This is a genomic window from Blastopirellula sediminis (genome assembly GCF_020966755.1).
GTDB lineage: Bacteria > Planctomycetota > Planctomycetia > Pirellulales > Pirellulaceae > Blastopirellula > Blastopirellula sediminis.
This window is the reverse complement of sequence record NZ_JAJKFT010000004.1, coordinates 1,119,790-1,137,462: the sequence shown is the minus strand read 5'-3', so window position 1 is coordinate 1,137,462 and position 17,673 is coordinate 1,119,790. Positions and strand designations below refer to the sequence as shown.

13 protein-coding genes are annotated in these 17,673 nt (G+C 59.4%); 5 read left to right on the top strand and 8 right to left on the bottom strand.

The genetic code is table 11. From position 1 onward, the window contains the following. Nucleotides 1-69 precede the first annotated feature (69 nt). On the bottom strand, nt 70-2,502 hold the full coding sequence (locus tag LOC68_RS08335; RefSeq protein WP_230217635.1) for a hypothetical protein: 2,433 nt from the start codon (nt 2,500-2,502) through the stop codon (nt 70-72). Nucleotides 2,503-2,904: 402 nt separating this feature from the next. Here LOC68_RS08335 and topA point away from each other — a divergent pair, with 402 nt between their 5' ends. Continuing rightward, nucleotides 2,905-5,694, top strand: coding sequence for a type I DNA topoisomerase (gene topA / locus LOC68_RS08330; protein WP_230217633.1), 2,790 nt, complete (start codon nt 2,905-2,907; stop codon nt 5,692-5,694). A gap of 59 nt (nt 5,695-5,753) precedes the next feature. Here topA and LOC68_RS08325 read toward each other — a convergent pair whose 3' ends face one another. Continuing rightward, nucleotides 5,754-6,725: a hypothetical protein gene (locus LOC68_RS08325; protein ID WP_230217631.1), complete on the bottom strand. Its 972-nt coding sequence runs from the start codon at nt 6,723-6,725 to the stop codon at nt 5,754-5,756. 102 nt (nt 6,726-6,827) lie between these two features. After that, a complete protein-coding gene (locus tag LOC68_RS08320; protein WP_230217629.1) occupies nt 6,828-7,784 on the bottom strand; it encodes a bestrophin family protein in 957 nt (318 codons plus the stop codon). A gap of 282 nt (nt 7,785-8,066) precedes the next feature. Between LOC68_RS08320 and LOC68_RS08315 the strand changes: the two genes are divergently transcribed. The 4 genes from LOC68_RS08315 (at nt 8,067) to LOC68_RS08300 (ending at nt 12,482) form a co-directional block, all read left to right on the top strand. Then, nucleotides 8,067-10,118 (top strand): hypothetical protein, encoded by a 2,052-nt coding sequence (locus tag LOC68_RS08315; protein ID WP_230217627.1) that lies wholly within the window; start codon nt 8,067-8,069, stop codon nt 10,116-10,118. A gap of 109 nt (nt 10,119-10,227) precedes the next feature. Further along, nucleotides 10,228-10,896: a hypothetical protein gene (locus LOC68_RS08310; RefSeq protein WP_230217625.1), complete on the top strand. Its 669-nt coding sequence runs from the start codon at nt 10,228-10,230 to the stop codon at nt 10,894-10,896. Between the two features lie 73 nt (nt 10,897-10,969). Continuing rightward, nucleotides 10,970-11,176, top strand: a complete 207-nt coding sequence (locus tag LOC68_RS08305; RefSeq protein ID WP_230217623.1) for a hypothetical protein — start codon at nt 10,970-10,972, stop codon at nt 11,174-11,176. 406 nt (nt 11,177-11,582) lie between these two features. Further along, on the top strand, nt 11,583-12,482 hold the full coding sequence (locus tag LOC68_RS08300; RefSeq protein ID WP_230217621.1) for an FkbM family methyltransferase: 900 nt from the start codon (nt 11,583-11,585) through the stop codon (nt 12,480-12,482). 96 nt (nt 12,483-12,578) lie between these two features. On the opposite strand, the gene LOC68_RS08295 is transcribed toward LOC68_RS08300, so the two are convergent. The 5 genes from LOC68_RS08295 to trpS form a co-directional block, all read right to left on the bottom strand. Next, the gene (locus tag LOC68_RS08295) at nt 12,579-12,785 is read right to left on the bottom strand and encodes a hypothetical protein (protein ID WP_230217619.1); all 207 of its coding nucleotides are present in this window, start codon (nt 12,783-12,785) and stop codon (nt 12,579-12,581) included. A 122-nt stretch (nt 12,786-12,907) separates the two neighbouring features. Beyond that, nucleotides 12,908-14,740: an ABC transporter ATP-binding protein gene (locus LOC68_RS08290; protein ID WP_230217618.1), complete on the bottom strand. Its 1,833-nt coding sequence runs from the start codon at nt 14,738-14,740 to the stop codon at nt 12,908-12,910. 994 nt (nt 14,741-15,734) lie between these two features. Then, nucleotides 15,735-15,995, bottom strand: a complete 261-nt coding sequence (locus tag LOC68_RS08285) for a PLDc N-terminal domain-containing protein (RefSeq protein ID WP_230217616.1) — start codon at nt 15,993-15,995, stop codon at nt 15,735-15,737. A 236-nt stretch (nt 15,996-16,231) separates the two neighbouring features. Further along, entirely contained in the window at nt 16,232-16,645 is a 414-nt protein-coding gene (acpS, locus tag LOC68_RS08280) for a holo-ACP synthase (RefSeq protein ID WP_230217614.1), read from the bottom strand. 18 nt (nt 16,646-16,663) lie between these two features. Further along, nucleotides 16,664-17,632 (bottom strand): tryptophan--tRNA ligase, encoded by a 969-nt coding sequence (trpS, locus tag LOC68_RS08275; RefSeq protein ID WP_230217612.1) that lies wholly within the window; start codon nt 17,630-17,632, stop codon nt 16,664-16,666. Between the last annotated feature and the right edge of the window lie 41 nt (nt 17,633-17,673).

Here is a 17,673-nt window from a genome sequence, read left to right as displayed (position 1 = left end):
GAACAAGAAGCAAAAAGAGCCGGCAATCGCTCGCCGGCTCTTTCTTATTTTTAGCTGCCAGGTCCCGGATTAGTTCTCCGGAATCATTTGCCACTGGACGTTGAATCGCTCGAACAGGTCGTCTTGCACTTCGCCCCAGCGGATTTGCGAACGCATCCCTTCCAGGTAGACGACGCTGAACGGGTACTCGCCGTTCATTTCCGACTTCAGCTGGTCGCGAAGTTCGGCTTCAGTCTTTCGTTCGCCGGTGACGCGAGCGACGTACCAGACCGACTTGTCGGCGTTCGGCACGACGAAGGTCTTACCGACCGGCGAGGCGAAGACCGCGTCGAGCGTTTCGATGCCGGTCTTTTCGACGCCGGGGATTTCGGCCGGGAGGTATTGTCCCGGTTGGCGAATTTCCTGGTAGTAGGTGATGTTGTCGGCGACGATTACCGCGTCTTTGGCCGGAACGACTTCGTTCAGCGGAGCGTCACCCTTCGCGGATTCGGCGATTTTTTCCGCTTCGGCGTCGGCCAACTTCGCCGCTTGCTGCTCTTTCCAAGCGTCGAGCACTTGATCTTTCACGTCTTCAAACGTCGGCACGAAGCCTTTCTTTTCGTCGGTCTTCCAGAAGACGAACTGCTGATCAGCCGGCATCGAGAACATACTGGCCGAGCTCGGACCAGGAAATTCTTGCGGGCTGTAGAGCTGCGACTTCGTACCGAAGATCGCGTCAATGAACCGCTGATCGTTCCGCTGCAGACCGCCCTGTTGCGGATTGAAGCTGAACTCGGCGTGCGAGATCTGACCGTACGGCGACTCCATCGCCGCCAGGTAATCCATCAGCGGGATCTCACCGAATTCAAGGCCGTTTTCTTGCGCGAGCTTCTTCAGGTCGAGCTTTTTGAACGGGTTCGCTTCCTGCACGTCGGCGTAGAAGTTGTCGTCGTATTCACGCTGCAAAATGTCAGCCACGTTTTGCAGCGCCGTCTTCACCGCGGCCTGAGCCAAGGGGCGAGCGATCGACGTTTTGATCTGATCTTTGACTTCATCCAGCGGACGGTATTCGACCGGCGGCTGTTCGGCAGCCGGCGTTTCGCCCATCGGAGCGGCCGCTTCACCCATCGGCTTCATTTCGGCCGCGGGGGCTTCTTCCTTCTTCGGCTCCGTCGCCGGAGTTTCCGTCGCCGGGGTTTCGGTCGCCGGGGTTTCGGTCTTCGGAGCTTCGGTCGCCGGCTTTTCTTCGGCCGGTTTGTCCTCTTCTGCGGGCGTTTCGTCCTGGAACGCGACGAGCATCGCTTCCGGACCACGGCTGAGGAAGCTCGATTCTTCCGCGGCCGGTTTTTCTTCGGCCGGCTTCTCTTCGGTAGCGGGTTTCTCTTCCGCCGGAGTTTCGGTCGCCGGTTTTTCTTCAGCGGCAGGCTTTTCTTCCGCAGCCGGTTTCTCGGTCATCGGAGCTTCGGCCGCCGGCTTTTCTTCGGTCGCCGGAGCTTCCATCTTGGCCTCTTCCGCCGGCTTTTCTTCGGTCGCCGGTTCGGCGGCCGGTTGGCCCAGCGGCGTTTCGGCGTCGGTGATCGGCTTGCGGAAGCTGCTGTCCTTGTTCGCTTCGTAGAATTCTTTGACTTGCTCGTCAGAGATCTTCGCCAATTCCGCTTCCAGGAACTTGTTGTAGTCGGCCTTCACGAAGGCGACCGCCGCTTTGTCCAATTGCAGGAAGCCGGGATCGCCGGTCTGCGGATTGCGGATCTGGTCGTTGTATTTGTTGAACAGCTTACGCAGTTCGGCGTCGCTCGGCTTTTGCGTCACCTTCGACAAGTAGTCGGAGGTCTTGACCGGGTAGAGTTGCACGTCGATCGTGCGATTCAAGTTGCGATAGTTGACCCACGCGGTCGCCGGAGTCGCAGTGCTGATCCCTTCCAAGAGCAGACGCTTCGTCTTCTGCACCTGGATCGCACGACGGAACATCTCGAACATCTGGTCGTAGGTGATCTGCCCCTCGTTACCCACGGCCTGCGTCAGCAGTTCGTTGTATTGATCCGGGGTGATGATCCCGCCGGTGACCGAGGTCATGAACTCGCGAACCATGTCGTCGCTGATCGCGATTCCCAAGCGGTCCCCTTCCAGCGAGAAGAGATGGTCGGTGATGACCTGACGGGTCGAGATTTCTTCGCGAACCGGACCGCCGGGCGAATTCGGACCCGAGGCCGGTTGAAAACGCAAACCCGAAATCGGCGGAGCCGGCGGATTCGGAAAACCGCCCACTTCCTGCGTGCGGGCCATCGCCAATCCGGTGATCAACGAGACTAGGCTCGCATCGGCTCGCAGCCGATCAATCTCCGGCGCGGTCAGCGGATTGCCGTCAATCTTGACGACGGTTTTGTCCTGCTCTTCATAGGCGGCACGCTGCGGAAAAAAGCTGGTGATGACGCCACCAATGGTGAAGACGATCATCAGCAAGACGCCGAAGACAGCCAGCAGGGCTTTTTGATTTTTACGGAAGAAATGAAACGGGTTGCGCATAGGTTCCAATCCTTAACACCGGCGCTTCTGGCGCCAGCGTCACCTCTTGACATCGCGATACCAGACGCATTATTGGTTTGCTGCGGCTCAGGCTCGCGGACGAATTCGACCGATTGTAGGGGGACGCGCCCTAAATTCAATCCCAGTATCGCCTAGCGATGCTCAAGTTGGGTCGTTCCCCTTGGCCGCGCCTTGGCCGGAAGTCAAAACTTCACGCGGCGCGGAGCGTTGTTTTTTCACAATTCGCCCCCCATGTGCCGGGAATTTTGATTACTCGGGTATTAACGAATAACCAACACACAAATACGTAACTTAGGAAGAACACGCAATCTGTCAGATATGTAATGACGACAGACGCAAGACGCCGCGTGAAGCCTTCCCCCACATTGAGAATGACACCCCATGGCGAAAGCTGCAAAGCCCTCGAAGAACGCACTAGTCATCGTCGAATCTCCGGCGAAAGCGCGCACGATCTCGAAGTATCTGGGCTCGGGTTATACCGTTGAAGCGAGTATTGGGCACGTTCGCGACCTGCCGCATGGCGCGAAGGAGATGCCCGAACAATTTAAGAATGAAGAGTGGAGTTATCTTGGCGTTAACGTCAACGAGAACTTCGAGCCGGTCTACATCGTTCCGCCCGGCAAAAAACAGCAAGTCACCAAGCTGAAAAAGCTACTCAAAGAGGCCGACGAACTTTACCTCGCGACGGACGAAGACCGCGAAGGGGAAGCGATCAGCTGGCATTTGCAAGAGATTTTGCAACCGAAAGTCCCGGTCAAACGACTGGTTTTTCACGAAATCACCAAAGAAGCGATCCTGAACGCCGTTGCGCACCCGCGCATGATCGACGACGGCCTGGTCCGTGCCCAGGAAACGCGCCGCATTCTCGACCGTTTGTACGGTTACGAAGTTTCGCCGTTGCTCTGGTATAAGGTTCGCCCGCGGCTTTCCGCCGGTCGCGTCCAAAGCGTCGCCGTTCGCCTGATTGTCGAGCGTGAACGGGAACGGATGGCGTTCCATTCGGCCACCTACTGGGACCTCGTCGGAACCTTCATCGCCGACGGTAAAAAATTCAACGCCGTCCTGACCGAAGCGGACGGACGCCGCATTCCGTCGGGCAAAGATTTTGACACCACCAATGGACAGTTGAAGAATCCGGCCGCGATGCTGCTGCTCGATGAAGCGGGCGCCGAGAGCCTTTTGCAGCGTCTGCAAAGCGCTCAATTCTCGGTCGAATCGCTCGAGAACAAACCGTTCACCAACAAGCCGGCCGCACCGTTTACGACCAGCACCCTGCAGCAGGAAGCGAACCGCAAGCTTGGCTTCACCGCGCGTCACACGATGCGAATCGCGCAGAGCTTGTACGAAAACGGTCATATCACTTACATGCGTACCGACTCGACCAACCTGGCCGAGGTGGCGATCGATGCGGCCCGTGATCTGGTGAAAAGCGAATATGGCGCCGACTATCTGCCGGAGAAGCCGCGCGTGTACGCCTCGAAGGTGAAGAACGCGCAGGAAGCTCACGAAGCGATTCGTCCCGCCGGTCACCCGTTCCAAAAGCCGGAAGCGCTGAAGGGAACGCTCAACAACGACGAGTTCCGTCTGTTCGAGTTGATCTGGAAACGGACGATCGCCAGCCAGATGTCGGACGCGCGCGGCTTCCGCATTGCGATCACTCTGGGCGGCGGCGGCGCCAAGTTCTACGTCAGCGGCAAAACGATCGAATTCCCCGGCTTTTTGCGAGCTTACGTCGAAGGTTCGGACGATCCTGACGCCGAACTCGCCGATCGCGAAACGCTGCTCCCGGCGATGAGGCAAGGTCAGCCGGTCGACAAAGAAACGTTCGAGCCGAAGAGCCATACCACGCAGCCTCCGGCGCGTTTCAGCGAAGCGTCGCTGACCCGTGCACTGGAAGAAATGGGGATCGGTCGCCCGAGTACGTACGCGTCGATTATCGATACGATTCTCGATCGCGAATATGTCTTCAAGAAGGGAACGGCGCTCGCGCCGACCTGGCTCGGTTTCGCCGTCGCCAAGCTGCTCGAAGAGCATCTGCCGAAGCTGATCGACTACCAATTCACCGCGAAGATGGAAGACGATCTCGACGCGATCAGCCGCGGCGAAGCGGATCAAGGCTCTTACTTGCGCGACTTCTACTTCGGCCAAGATGAACATGGCCTGAAAGAGATCGTCCAAGGGAAAATCAAAGACGTCGACGCTCGCGTCGTGAACTCGATTTCGCTCGGCAAACCGGCCAATGGCCAGTTCCAGGACGAAGTAGTCGTCCGCGTCGGTCGCTATGGACCGTTCGTCGAACAAGGGGAACGTCGCGGCAGCATTCCGTCGGACTTGGCCCCCGATGAAGTGACGCTCGACAAGGCGCTCGAACTGCTCGACAAGGCGCAGCTCGGCGATGAGCCGCTTGGATACGATCCGGCCACCGGACGCCCGGTCTTCATCAAGACCGGCCGCTTCGGCGACTACGTCCAACTGGGCCTGCTCGAAACCGACGAAGAGCCGGTCGAAGAAGAAGCGGAAGAAAAGCCGAAGGGGAAAAAGAAGGCGGCCGACAAAGAGAAGCCGAAAAACGCCTCGCTGCTGAAGGGGATGCAGGCCAGCGACATCACGCTGGAAGTGGCGCTAAAGCTGTTGTCGCTGCCGCGCGAAGTGGGCGTTCACCCCGAATCGAACGAACCGATCATCTCGCAGAACGGCCGCTTTGGCCCGTACATCAAGTGCGGCGCCGAGACCCGCTCGCTCGGCGACATCTCGCCGGTCGATGTGACGCTCGAACAGGCGCTCGCGCTGCTCGCCCAACCGAAAGCGGCTGGTCGCGGCCGTGGCGCGGCGAAAGAACCGCTCCGTACCTTTGAAGCGTCGCCGGTCACCGAAGAGCCGATCAAACTGATGGAAGGCCGCTATGGACCGTACCTGACCGACGGTCAGACGAACGCATCGCTGCCGAAGGGTGTGACGGTCGAAGAGGTGACCCTCGACCAGGCGCTCGCCCTGTTGGCCGATCGGGCCGCCAAGGCGCCGCCGAAGAAAAAGAAGGCGACCAAAAAGGCGAGCGCCAAAAAGGCCACGCCGAAAAAGACCGCCACCAAGAAGGCGACGACCAAGAAAACCACGAAGAAAGCGACCGCCGAAAAGAAACCGAAGAAGCCGAAAAACACCGACAAGTGGTAGTCAGTTAGGTTGGGTGCGGCGAAACGCACCCAACCATCCGTTTACGGGCAACGCGCGGGTTACGGCAATTCCTTGATATTCGCCGAATCGTGCAGCTTCTTCATCTCTTCGTCGCTCAGCGCGCGATCGAAGACGGCCAGACCGCCTATTTTTCCTTTCAGCGTTTCGCTGAAAATGCTGCCGACGGCGTAACGAGCGCCGACGGTGAAGTCGGCGGGGCCGCTCGGCTTCATTTCTTTGTGCTTCTCCACGTCGTACGTGAAGATGCCGCGGCCGTGGTAGTACGGGTTCATCCCGCGATCGCCCCCGTCCGGGCCTTCGGTCGTGAAATAGCGATCTTCGCGTTTGTCCTTCTTCGCATCCAGCTCACGCTCTTCCAAGACGCCGTTGAAGTAAGCGCGAATGTACTTGCCGTCATAGGTAAAGCCCAGCGTCACCCATTCTTTCTCCGGCACCTGCGAGATCGACGCGGCGTAGTCGCAGCACCACGGGAAGGGGCTGCCGTCGGCGCGTCGGGTAACGCCTCCTTCGGCCGAGATATGGGGCGTCAACTGACGCGGACCGCCATAGGTGGGCATGTTCAGCAGCATCGCATATTGGCGAACGCCCCGGTCATCCCCCTTCCCTTCTCCTTCGTTCCAGATCCCGGCGATCGTCACCCCCTTCTTCATCTCCTCGAGACGAACGACGGCGAACATCGACACCTGCGCATCTTTGCCATGGATATCGAGCTTGCCAAGTTGGTCATGCAGGATGCGAAAGTATTGGCGTCCCAGAAACTGCGCCGAGTAACCAGAGTACGGCCCGCCATCGGCGCGAGCCACTGCGCCCCCTTCTTCGGCCAATGGATGCGGCGCGTCGCCGGCAACCGAAGCCCGCGGATTGCCAGGCTCTTCGCCAAACGTCCAAAACGCGACCAGTCCCGGAGTCTTTTCGACCACGCTCGCATCGCCGGTCGGTTCAGCGGCGTTCGTCGCAATCAGGGAGAGAGAGAAAATGGCAAACGCAATCAGTACACGAACAGACGTCATGAGAGGGGGCTCACAGTAAAAACTAAGAGATGCATGGAGGGCGATTTCGACTATAGTCCCCCCGCATCCCCCAAACAAGCAAGGCCCCCGGCGACCGCCCGACTACAGCACAATTCCCTTAATCATCGCCGGCTTCTCTGGCATATCGGTCTCGCCCAGCATCTCTTTCAGGTTTCCTTCGATCGTGACGCTGATCGACGTGAGCGGAGTGTCGCCGGGGCGATTTTCAAACGGATCTTCGGTCCGTTCGCCGATCTGATCGAGACTCAAAAAGATGAAGTTGATCAGCATCGCCAGCGGAATGTTGAAGACTCCCAAGAAGTCGACGAACGCGAACGGCACCAGCGTCCCATGCAGAAAGACGAAGATCCGCGAGTAATAGCTGTAGGCCCGCGGCAGCGGCGTGTTTTTGATTCGCTCGCTCATTCCCTGGTGATTGTTGAATTCGGTCAGCGTTTGCGAGAGCTTCACGAAGCGATAGTCGGAGAGCCAACCGCGCTGATACGCTTCTTGCAATTCCCGCCCCTGAATCATCAGCAGGTAATTCGGCGGATTATCCTTGGCGAGCACTTCTTCCGCTTCGTCGGTCGTCAGGAACGGCCGAATGTCATCGTACGTGTTCGAGGTTTCGAAGAACTCGTCCTGATATTTGTTATAAGCGCGGCGCTGGCGCAGAAAGACCCGCAGCGCGTGAACGAAGGCGATATGGCGATAAATCAGTCGCCGTTGCCACTGGGCCAACTCTTCGCTCGGCTTGCCGGATTCGTCGATGCCGAGCGTCAACACTTCGCGTCCCCAGGCGCGACTGTAGTTGACCAGCATCCCCCAGATCTTCCGCGCTTCCCACCACCGGTCATACGCGTTGTTGTTTTTAAAACCGAGAAAGATCGCCAGCGCCGTACTGAGCAGCGCCACCGCTTCGAACGGGACCGTCAGATTCGGAATCGCCAACTCGTAATGCAGAAAATAAACGGCGATCGACAAAGTGGAGAAATAGAGGAGGCTCTTCCAGGCGTAGAAGAGCACCTGTTGAAAACTAAGATTTCTACTGACGATCATCGCGGATCCCCTCCCGACGCATTGAAAGCGGCCCATACATCGAGCCAAAGAAGACGGCGTCCGTTTTCCTTGGCAAAATCGTAGCCTTTCGGCGGGCGATCGTGAAGTTCGGATGCAAACGCCGTCAAGAGGCGCCAATCGGGCAATTTGATTGAACCGCCATGGTGCAGCGGGTATTCTCATCCCCATGCGTTCGCTTTTCCCCCGCATCGAAGGAAACCAGCGACGCTTTCGCTCCTTTGACGTAACGCCCTAGCCTATCTACCGCGAAGCGAGAAACTGATGAGTCCCCCTTTCTCGAGAATGCTGCGATCGTTCGCCATCTTCCTTTTGCTGGTCGGCATGCAATCGTCGGTCGTCGCGGCCGACCAAATCGCAGGACGCGTTGCAGGGGGACGCCAACCAATCGCTGGCGCCAAGGTTTCCCTGTTGTTGGCCAGTCCCGACGCGCCGCGAGAAATCGCCGCCGTGCTGACGGCGGAGGACGGCAGTTTCGAGATGCCGCTTCCCGCAAAGAAAGTCGGCGCCGGAGTCTTTTACTTGATCGCTCAAAAGGGCCCCGCGATCACGCTGATGGCGACGCTGGGAGAATCGCCCCCCAAGCGCGTCACCGTCAATGAATTGACCACCCTCGCATCGGCATGGACCGGAGCGCAGTTTCTGTCCGGCAGTGCGCTTCGCGGCAACGCCCTCGGCCTACGGATCGCCGCCGGCAACGTTCCGAATCTGGTCGACCTCGAAACCGGCGAACTCGGCCCTGTCATTCAAGATCCGCTGAACAGTTCGCAAACGACGACGCTCGCCAAGTTCAACACGCTCGCGATTTTGCTGTCGGCCTGCGTAAACGATCCGCAAGCGTGCGAGCAACTATTCGCCGTGGCGACGCCGCCGGGCGGAGCGACTCCGACCGATACCCTCTCGGCGATGCAAAACATCGCGCGCTATCCGTGGCATAACGTAAAGGAGATCTACGCGCTGCTCGATCAGTTCCACCCGGTTCCGGCCGGTAAGCGTTGGCGCGATACTCCCTTCATTCCTTATCTCAGCTTCGCGCCCCGCGCATGGACGTTGTCGCTCGTCTTCGCCGGCGGCGGACTTAATTCGCTCGGCGGCATCGCGATCGACGGCGAAGGAAACATGTGGGCCGACCTCAACTTTCTCGTCGGCGCGCAATCGACCATCTACCAGTCGTTCGGCGGCGGTCTCGGGAAAATCGCTCCGAATGGTCGTCCTCTGTCGCCGATGACCCTCGGTTATCGGGGCGGCGGCATCGACGGCCCTGGCTTCGGCATCGCCATTTCGGCCGATGATAAAGTCTGGGCGACCAGCCTGGCCGGCAAGAACATCTCGGTCTTTGATCGCAAGACCGGCAAGCCTCTCTCGCCCGAGTCAGGCTACGACTTCGGCGGCAAACTTGGTTCGATGCAGGGAATCATCGTCGCTCCCAACGGCGACGTCTGGGCCCTCGACAACGGCAACAGTCAAGTTGTTTACCTCCCGCAAGGCGACGCATCGCGCGGCAAGATTTTCACCGCAACGGAAAATGGAAACGGCAGCGGCGTTACGCTTCCTCTCAAGTCCCCCTTCCACCTGGCGATCGATCAACAAGACCGCATCTGGATCACCAACAGCGGCGCCAACACCGTGATTCGCTTTCCCGCGAAAGACCCCAGTAAGTTCGAAGTCTTTACCGTCGGATTTGCGCCGCGGGCGGTGGCGATCGACAGCCAAGGGAACGCGTGGGTCTGCAACACGGTCGGCCATCCCGATACGCGCGAAAAACTGGCCCTGATCCAGGCCAAACTCAAAGCGGCGATTGAATCGCGAATCGGTACCGAGTCGAAAGCGGATCAGGAAGCGAAAGAGTGGATCAATCTCTACGAAATCCTCCAGCGTTTCCCCGGCGGCGACGTTTCGCTGATTCGACCGGACGGCAAAGTGCTCGGACCGTTTCATGCCGGCAAGACGATCACCGGTCCCTGGGGAATCGCCGTCGACGGCAACGACAACATCTGGGTCGCCAACTCGACCGGCCGATCGGTCACGCAGCTATGCGGCGTCCGTCCCGAAACTTGCCCGCCTGGCTTCCAGACCGGCGACGCAATTTCGCCCCCTGGCGGTTACATCGGCGGTCTGCAGATCATCACCGACGTTGACGTCGACCCGGCCGGCAACCTTTGGGTCGCCAACAACTGGGATCGCCCCGACGAAGGTTTTAAAGAAGAGCCTGACCTGGCCCTCTCGACCCGCTTCGGTGGAAATGGCACGGTCGTCTTTTACGGATTGGCGAAACCGGTAAAAACGCCGCTGATTGGGCCGGTGCAGGCGCAGTAAGCGTAGGTCAGTTGTAGGTCAGGCCTTGGCCTGACGCATAACGGACACGCCTGCGTCCGCTGCTTAAAGATCCCTCAAAGACGCCCCGCCAATATCCAACTGGTTGAAAATGAATCCAACCACTCCTCCTTCCCCCTACGAACAACTCCGCGGCTCGATCCTGGCCAGTGAGACGCTGGAGAAAGCCGCCTCGTACGACAAGGGAGAGGACGATCCGGCGTCCCCCTGGTTTCACTTCGCCGCCGCTCAGCGGGTTGCGTCGACCGACAAAGCCGAGGCCGAGCAGCACCTCCGCCATATCTTGACCATGCCTCAGGTCGAATCACGCACCTATCTGCAGGCCTGGCATTACTTGCGAGCGCTCGGCGTGACGCCGGACGAAGAAACTCGCCGGCGAGCGATCGGCATGGTCGTCGAAGTCGGCTTGGAAATGGGCGTCGATTCAGTCGCGGCGTACCAGGATCATTCGGCTCGCTATTTCAACCAGGCAGGCTCGGTCATCATCTGGGATACCGAAACGCCCGAGATGAACGAGTTGATCGACATCTTTCTCGATGTCGCCCAACAAGTCGGCGACAACACCCAACCATGGGACGAAGCGCATCCTGATCCGCCGAGCCAAGGGATGATGCTGATCAACATCCTCACTCCCGCCGGCATTCATATCGGCATGGGACCGATGAACGCGATGCAAAACGATCCGATGGGAAAAGCGGTCACGCAAACGGCGCTGGCGCTGATGCAATCGTTGATTCAAGCGACGGAGAAGTCTGCGTAGCGACCTTGCTCCGAAGTCAAAGCTTCAAACAGATGACGTTCCAATCCCGCTCGACCGCCCTGCCCTGGTAGCGATGCATGCACCGATCTACGGGCTAACCGGTCTGAAGCGCCGTTGGGACCGCCGCGTCATAGGGAGTCGCAAGCTTCCCATCTACGAACAGCTCCACGCCGACTTTCCGACCTACCTCAGTCGGTCGACGCTGCCTTGCTTGCATGAGCTCCTCCACTGGCTACAAAGCTGCGTCAATCTTGACATGGGCGTATTCCTCGTCTATTAGCATTCGCTCGCAGCAACAAACGCCATGGTCCAATACGGGCTCGCCGCTCGTCGAAATCGATCATTCGTGATCTGGAAATACTCGCAATTAACGTAGACCGCCCATTTGCTATCGATCCCCCCAAGAAAGCGTTATTCTGCTCCTGGTTTCCCCCTGACTTTTTTGAACGCCCCCCGCATTTGACGTCGATAAAGAGTTTCGACACCCCTCAGTATGGAGCTCCATGAACCGCCTGAACGCACGAAAAGTTAAAAACCGTCAATTTGGCGAGCAATCGATCTGATAGCGACGAAATGGCGTCGGCCTGATCGCAAAATAGCGTGGCCCCAATCGCCTCCGCCAAATCCATCAACCAACGAAAATCGTCGTTCGAGAACTTGCCCTGGGTACAAATGGATTAGCCGCCATGACGACGAAGGTAATTTACGATCTGGGCGCCAATACCGGCGACGACATTCCGTACTATCTCTTGAAGTCGGACCTGGTCGTCGCCGTGGAAGCGAACCCCGTTCTGTGCAAATTCATCGGCCAGAAATACAAGTCCGAAATCGAGCAAGGCCGCCTGGTCGTCGAGAACTGCGTCATTAACGCCGAGGGGGAATCAGGCGAGGTCGACTTCTACATTCATCGGTCGAACCATGTCCTGAGTCAGTTGCCTCCGCCGGCGGCGAGCGAAATGGAGCAATTCGAGCGAGTCACGCTTCCCTCGCAAACGATCACCGAGGTCGTCGAACGCTACGGAACGCCTCACTACGTCAAAATTGACATCGAACACTACGACGCCCAAATCTTACGGGCACTGTTTTGCGCCGGCATTTTCCCGCCCTACGTCTCTTCCGAGTCGCATTCGGTTGAAATCTTTGCGCTGCTGGTCGCCCAGGGAGGCTACAACGCGTTCAAACTGGTCGACGGCGGCACTGTCAGCGACGTCTACGCGAATCGCGTGATTACTTGCCAACAAGGACGTCCCACACCGATCTCCTTTCCCCAACATTCGGCCGGGCCTTTCGGTAACGACGTCGACGGCGATTGGCTGTCCGGCCGCGACTTCATGAAAGTGCTCGCCCTCGAGGGCTTGGGCTGGAAGGACATTCATGCAACCAACCAGGATGCGCCCAGCAGTTCCACCTCCCTCCTCCAATACCTCTTGCGGTATCTCGATCGAAAGTCGAAAGCGAAGACCCGCAAACTGATCTCACGCGTCAAATCGGCGTGCTCCTGGCGCCGCAGCGCGCGTCCTACCTCCGCAACGCCAGTACGCGACATGACGCGAATCACGCCAAAGGCCAGTCAAGTTTCCGCCTGACGTAGTGCGGCCGGCGATGTCGCCAAAGTAGCGGCGGTCGCGTCAACCTGCATCCGGCCAAGGCCTGACCTGCCACTATGTTAGGTGCGCCAGCGTTCAGCTGACGGTTGAGCCGGAAGCTACGGCCGGTCGCACAGGAGTCTTCGACCGAGCGAACTTCCGCCAATAGCCGTACCCAAATCTGGCGACCGCGAACAGAATCACCACCTCAATCAACCCCACGCGGCAGCCGTACATCAGAAACAAACCTGCGGCCAAAGTCAGCAGAACGCGGGCAGCAGGGCGAAGTTTGGTGCGAGTCATCCGGAATGTCTTCGAGCGTTTGGTGCTGGACAAGAGAAAGCGACGTTTGAACGGGTCGACTGGCGTCACTTTACCATGACCACTGGACGAGATCCAACATCGCCAGACAACCGTTGACCGATCTACTCCGAGTCAGCCCCGCTTAGCAAACGCCGCATCAGCGGTTGGCGCTCGGTCAACTCGCGGACCGTTCCCTGGTCGACCACCAGGCCGGCTTCCATCAGCACTACGGTGTCGAACTGCGGCAGCAGGCTGAGCCGATGGATGGAGGCGACCATACAGGCCTCCGGAAAATGGGCGTGCAATCGTTCCAGCACCCGCGCTTCGGTTAGTGCGTCGAGTGCACTGGTCGGCTCATCGAGCAGCAGCAGGCTTCTACCCTCGGAAGCGATGACGCCGCGCGCCAAGCAAAGCCGCTGGCGCTCGCCGCCGGAAAGGTTAAAACCTCGTTCCGAGATCGGCGTCTCCAGACCGCTCGGCAGGCGCTCCGCCACCTCGTCAAAGGCGCTGACGTGCAGCGCACGCTCGAGCTCGGTCTCGTCGGGGGCGAAGTCGAAGGCGATGTTCTCGCGGACGCTCGCCTCGAACACATCCGCCTCTTGCGGCATCAAGGCGGCGACATTGGCCGGCTGACGCAGACCGGGGATCGACGCGTCGTCCAACGTCCAGTCGCCGGCGATTGGTTCGTACAGCCCGGCCAGCACGCGCAGCAGCGTACTCTTGCCGGCGCCACTCGGGCCGATCAACGCGACGCGGCTGCCGCGTTCCAAAGTCAGGCTCAGTCCGTGCAGGCCGCTCGGCGCGCGACCGTCCGCCGCCTGGTGATGACGCGGATGTTCGTACCGCAGTCGGTCGACGTGCAAACGCTGCCAATCTTCGGGGACGGCCGCCCCAGGCGGCGCCGTCTGCGGCGCGTTCCAGACAACGTCGGCGCTCGCGTAGTCGGTGCGGGTGCGGGCCATGCTCTGGAACTGCCCCGCCAATTGCCCGAGCACGCCGCCCGCTTGCTGCGCGTATTGATAAAGCATAAAGACGCTGCCGATCAGCAGCGCCTCGCCGGCCGAGTAATGCTGCCATACGTAGGCCGCGACCAGTCCCCACGTCAGCGCGAGGACCAGCATATCAACCGTGAACCACTTCGCCTCGTTCAGCACGATCTGACGTTTGAGGGGCGCGAAAACGGCCTGCAGGCGGCGCTCGAGCAGCCCCCGCATCGCTGTCCCCAGCCGGAGCGAAAGAACGGTGCCGACGTGGCCGAGCGCTTCGAGCAGCGCCGCGGCATAGCGGCGTTCCGCCTGGTTCTCTTCCGCAGCCAGCCGCATCAAGGTACGGTCAATCCGGGCGACGATCAGTGCGATGACCACTCCGCCAACCATCGCGATCAAGCCGCTAGGGGGCGACAGCAGGTAGAGCGCCACTAGCGGCCCGAAGAAGTTGACCAGGATCTGCAGGTAGACGAACTGGTTCTGCGCAAACCCATACAGGGCCAGCGTCGCTTGCATGATGCGGTGCTGCAGTTCGCCCGAATGCTGCCGCTCGTGCCACGCGAGCGGCGCGTGCATCAAGTGGAGATAGAGCGCGTCGGAAAGTTGCTGGCGCACATGGACGCTAACCACGCGTTCGAGCACTCGCCCCGGCCCGTGCATCGCCCACGAGAGGGCATGAGCCGCGATCACCAGGGCGGCCCATTTGCCCGCCTCCATCACGGCCTCGCCCCCTTCGGTTTGCAGCGCGTTGATCGCCTGGGCCGAAAGCCAAGGAACCGCGAGCTTTACCGCGCTGGAAGCGAGGAGCAGCACCATCGCCAACACCAACCGCCAGCGCGTGCCGTACGCATAAAGCCAAAGGGCACGATAGAGACCGGCGATCGACACGGCGGCACGCTGGGGCGCATCGGCTGGTTTGTCAGCGGCCGGGTCGGCGCCCAAGGAAAGTGGACGCAGGTCTTTGGTCATACCGGGCGCCTTCAAGAGAGACGGCCAAGGGCGATTCCCATTTGCAGAGGTTTTCAGTCCGGATTGTATGGCATCGCCTAGAGAATGGCGAGTCTTTGCTCGACGAAATAACGAGCTCTGCCCGGCTTGTCATGTTGGTATCGACATCTCTGTTAACCTTGCGGCCGCATTCCCTTGCTTGCGCTGCGGGCTAGTGTTGAGGGTTTTCCAGTAGGGAAACAGGCTCAATAGGGCGAGGCGTCGTTACGCTGCTTTCGCCCTAACTTTGTCTGTTGACAAAGCGCACGGAATTGTGGTCGACTTCGGGGTGGCTTGAAGGAACAGGGCGTCTATTCTGCGGCGCGTTTTGCTCTGGGAAGAGCGTGCCGTCGGCTTTGTTGGCCGACGGATTTTCAACAACTTGAATTCGCGATCGGGGTCGCGTTTGCGCTACCGGTATGCGCTGCCGGGACGGAGCGGGCTTACCGCGGTCCAGTCGATGCGTGAGCAGAAAAAAAATGCGTGCAGTCCAGTCCACTCCGTGAGGAAAAAAATGAGTGCGGCGGTCCAGTCCAGTTTCGTGGGCACGTCCCATGAAGGGATCCGATCGGATGGCGCGGCATCTTGTCGCTGCGCGACCCGCCCAGTCTTTGGGAGACTGGACGGGCCACCCGGTTTCAAAAAAAACGCGCACGGTCCAGTCCACTCCGTGTTGAAAAAAAATGAGCGCAGCGGTCCACATGATAGGAAAACCAGGCAAGATGCAAGATCGCCAAAGGGACGCAGATTACCAGAACGCATTTTGAGGGCTTCCGAGGTGGTCCCGAAAAAAAATGCGCCGCGGTCCAGTCCACTCCACTCGTCGGGTCCGCTGTGTGGTCCACGGGAAGCGAAAGCCGATTGGCTAAGCCGATCGTCGCATCAGTGGTCCGCACAGCGGACCCTACGGAAGATGCGCATCCCAAGAAAAAAATTGGGCGCTGCGGTCCACTCCTCAAAGATTCTGGCTTCGTGATTATCCGGAGCCCGATTGATCACCTTCTCGCCCGATCAGCAGGTAGATGATCGCTCCCAGGATTTGCGTAAGCAGAATGACGATCACCCAGATCAATCGCTGATTGCTCGACAACCGAGGATTACGGATCGCGTCGATCAGAGCCCAGACCCAGAAGATGGAGAGCAACAGCCCGAAGGCCAGCATGCAGATAAGGCCCATCCCCAAACCGACTACAGCGGCGCCATCGTTTTGTTGGGCAAGCAGGGACCAATCGACCATGAATCTCTCCCACGACTAGAAGGACGAGCGGCATGCGCCATAGGTCATCGCGCAACCTAGAGGATGTTCGACTCTTTTCGGTCGATCTTGCGATGAATCGCCCGGGCGGCGGCGGATTCTTGTCGACTGGCGGGTCGTTGGGCGGGATGAATCGTGGCGTCCGTGTTTTCAGCTTGCGGACGCATTTCCCTCGCTGGCGCTTCGGGCTACTAATGAGGGGACGATCAGGCGATCGATTATTCGCGGCCGCCGAGGTTCGTGAAATCGTCGCCGCCGATTGCGGTCGCGTAGGCGATCGCGTGAGATCGGCAGTGGGAGATGCTGATCATGATGTCGAGGATGCCGCGGCGCTGGGCCGATTCGAGGGCGCCCCCGCTCAAGTTGATGCGCGGCTTGCCGCCGAAGAGGTTTTCAACTTCGACGTCGCGCCATGCGATTCCTTTGATCCAGCCGGTGCCGATCGCTTTCAGGACCGCTTCTTTCGCCGCCCAGCGTCCGGCGTAATGCTGCGTCGCCGCTTTCCGCGAGCTGCAATAGTCGATCTCGCGCGGCGTAAAGACGCGGTTGATGAACAGCTCACCATGGCGTTCGATCATCTGGGCGATGCGGAGACATTCGATGATGTCGGTACCGATTCCAACGACGTTCATTGCTCTTCCCCTGCCCTGTTACGCCGGCATCAGCCCGCACGCCTCTTGAGCGCGACGCAGAACCGCGCCCGCTTGTTTGCGAGCGGCGGCGGCGCCATCTCCCAAGATTTCGCGAACCTTGTCCGGCTGCGCGGCCAGCTCTGCGCGTTTGGCGCGAAACTCGCCAAAGTATTCGTCGGCGGCGTCGGCCAACGCCTTTTTGACATGACCGTAGCCGAAGCCCCCTTTGTTATAGAGGTCGGCCATCTCCTGAAGCGCTTCCGGCGTGGCGAACAAGCGGAACAACAGGAAGAGATGATCGGTCTCCGGATCCTTCGGATCTTCCATCGGCCGAGAGTCGGTGACGATCCGCATGATCTTCTTCCGCATCGCTTTGGCGTCTTCGAAGATGCCGATCGTGTTGTCGTAGCTCTTCGACATCTTCTCGCCGTCGGTGCCGACCACCTTGGCCGACGCGTCGAGCAGCTTCGCCTGCGGCAACACAAAAACTTCGCCGAAGTGATGGTTGAAGCTTTGAGCCAGGTCGCGGGTCACTTCGATATGCTGCACCTGGTCGGCTCCGACCGGGACAATGTTGGCGTCGTACGCCAAGATGTCGGCCGCCATCAGCACCGGATAGGTGAACAGCCCCGCGCCGGCGTTGATTCCACGAGCGACTTTGTCTTTGTAGGAAACGCAGCGTTCAAGCAGTCCCATCGGCGTGCCGGTCATCAGAATCCAGCAGAGCTCGGAGACTTCAGGCACGTCCGACTGCAGGAAGAGACTCGCCTTGTTTGGATCGAGGCCAAGCGCAAGCAGATCCAGCGCCGCGTCACGCGTGTTCTCTTCGAGCTGCGTTTTATCGCGAACCGTCGTCAGCGCGTGGAGGTTGGCGATGAAGTAGTACGACGCTTCCTCATTCTGCAGGTCGATGTACTGCCGAATGGCGCCGAAGTAGTTCCCCCAGTGGAATCTTCCGGTGGGCTGAATGCCGGACAAAACGCGCATGATTCACGTACAGCGAGTAAAGGATTGGATATAGAAACTAC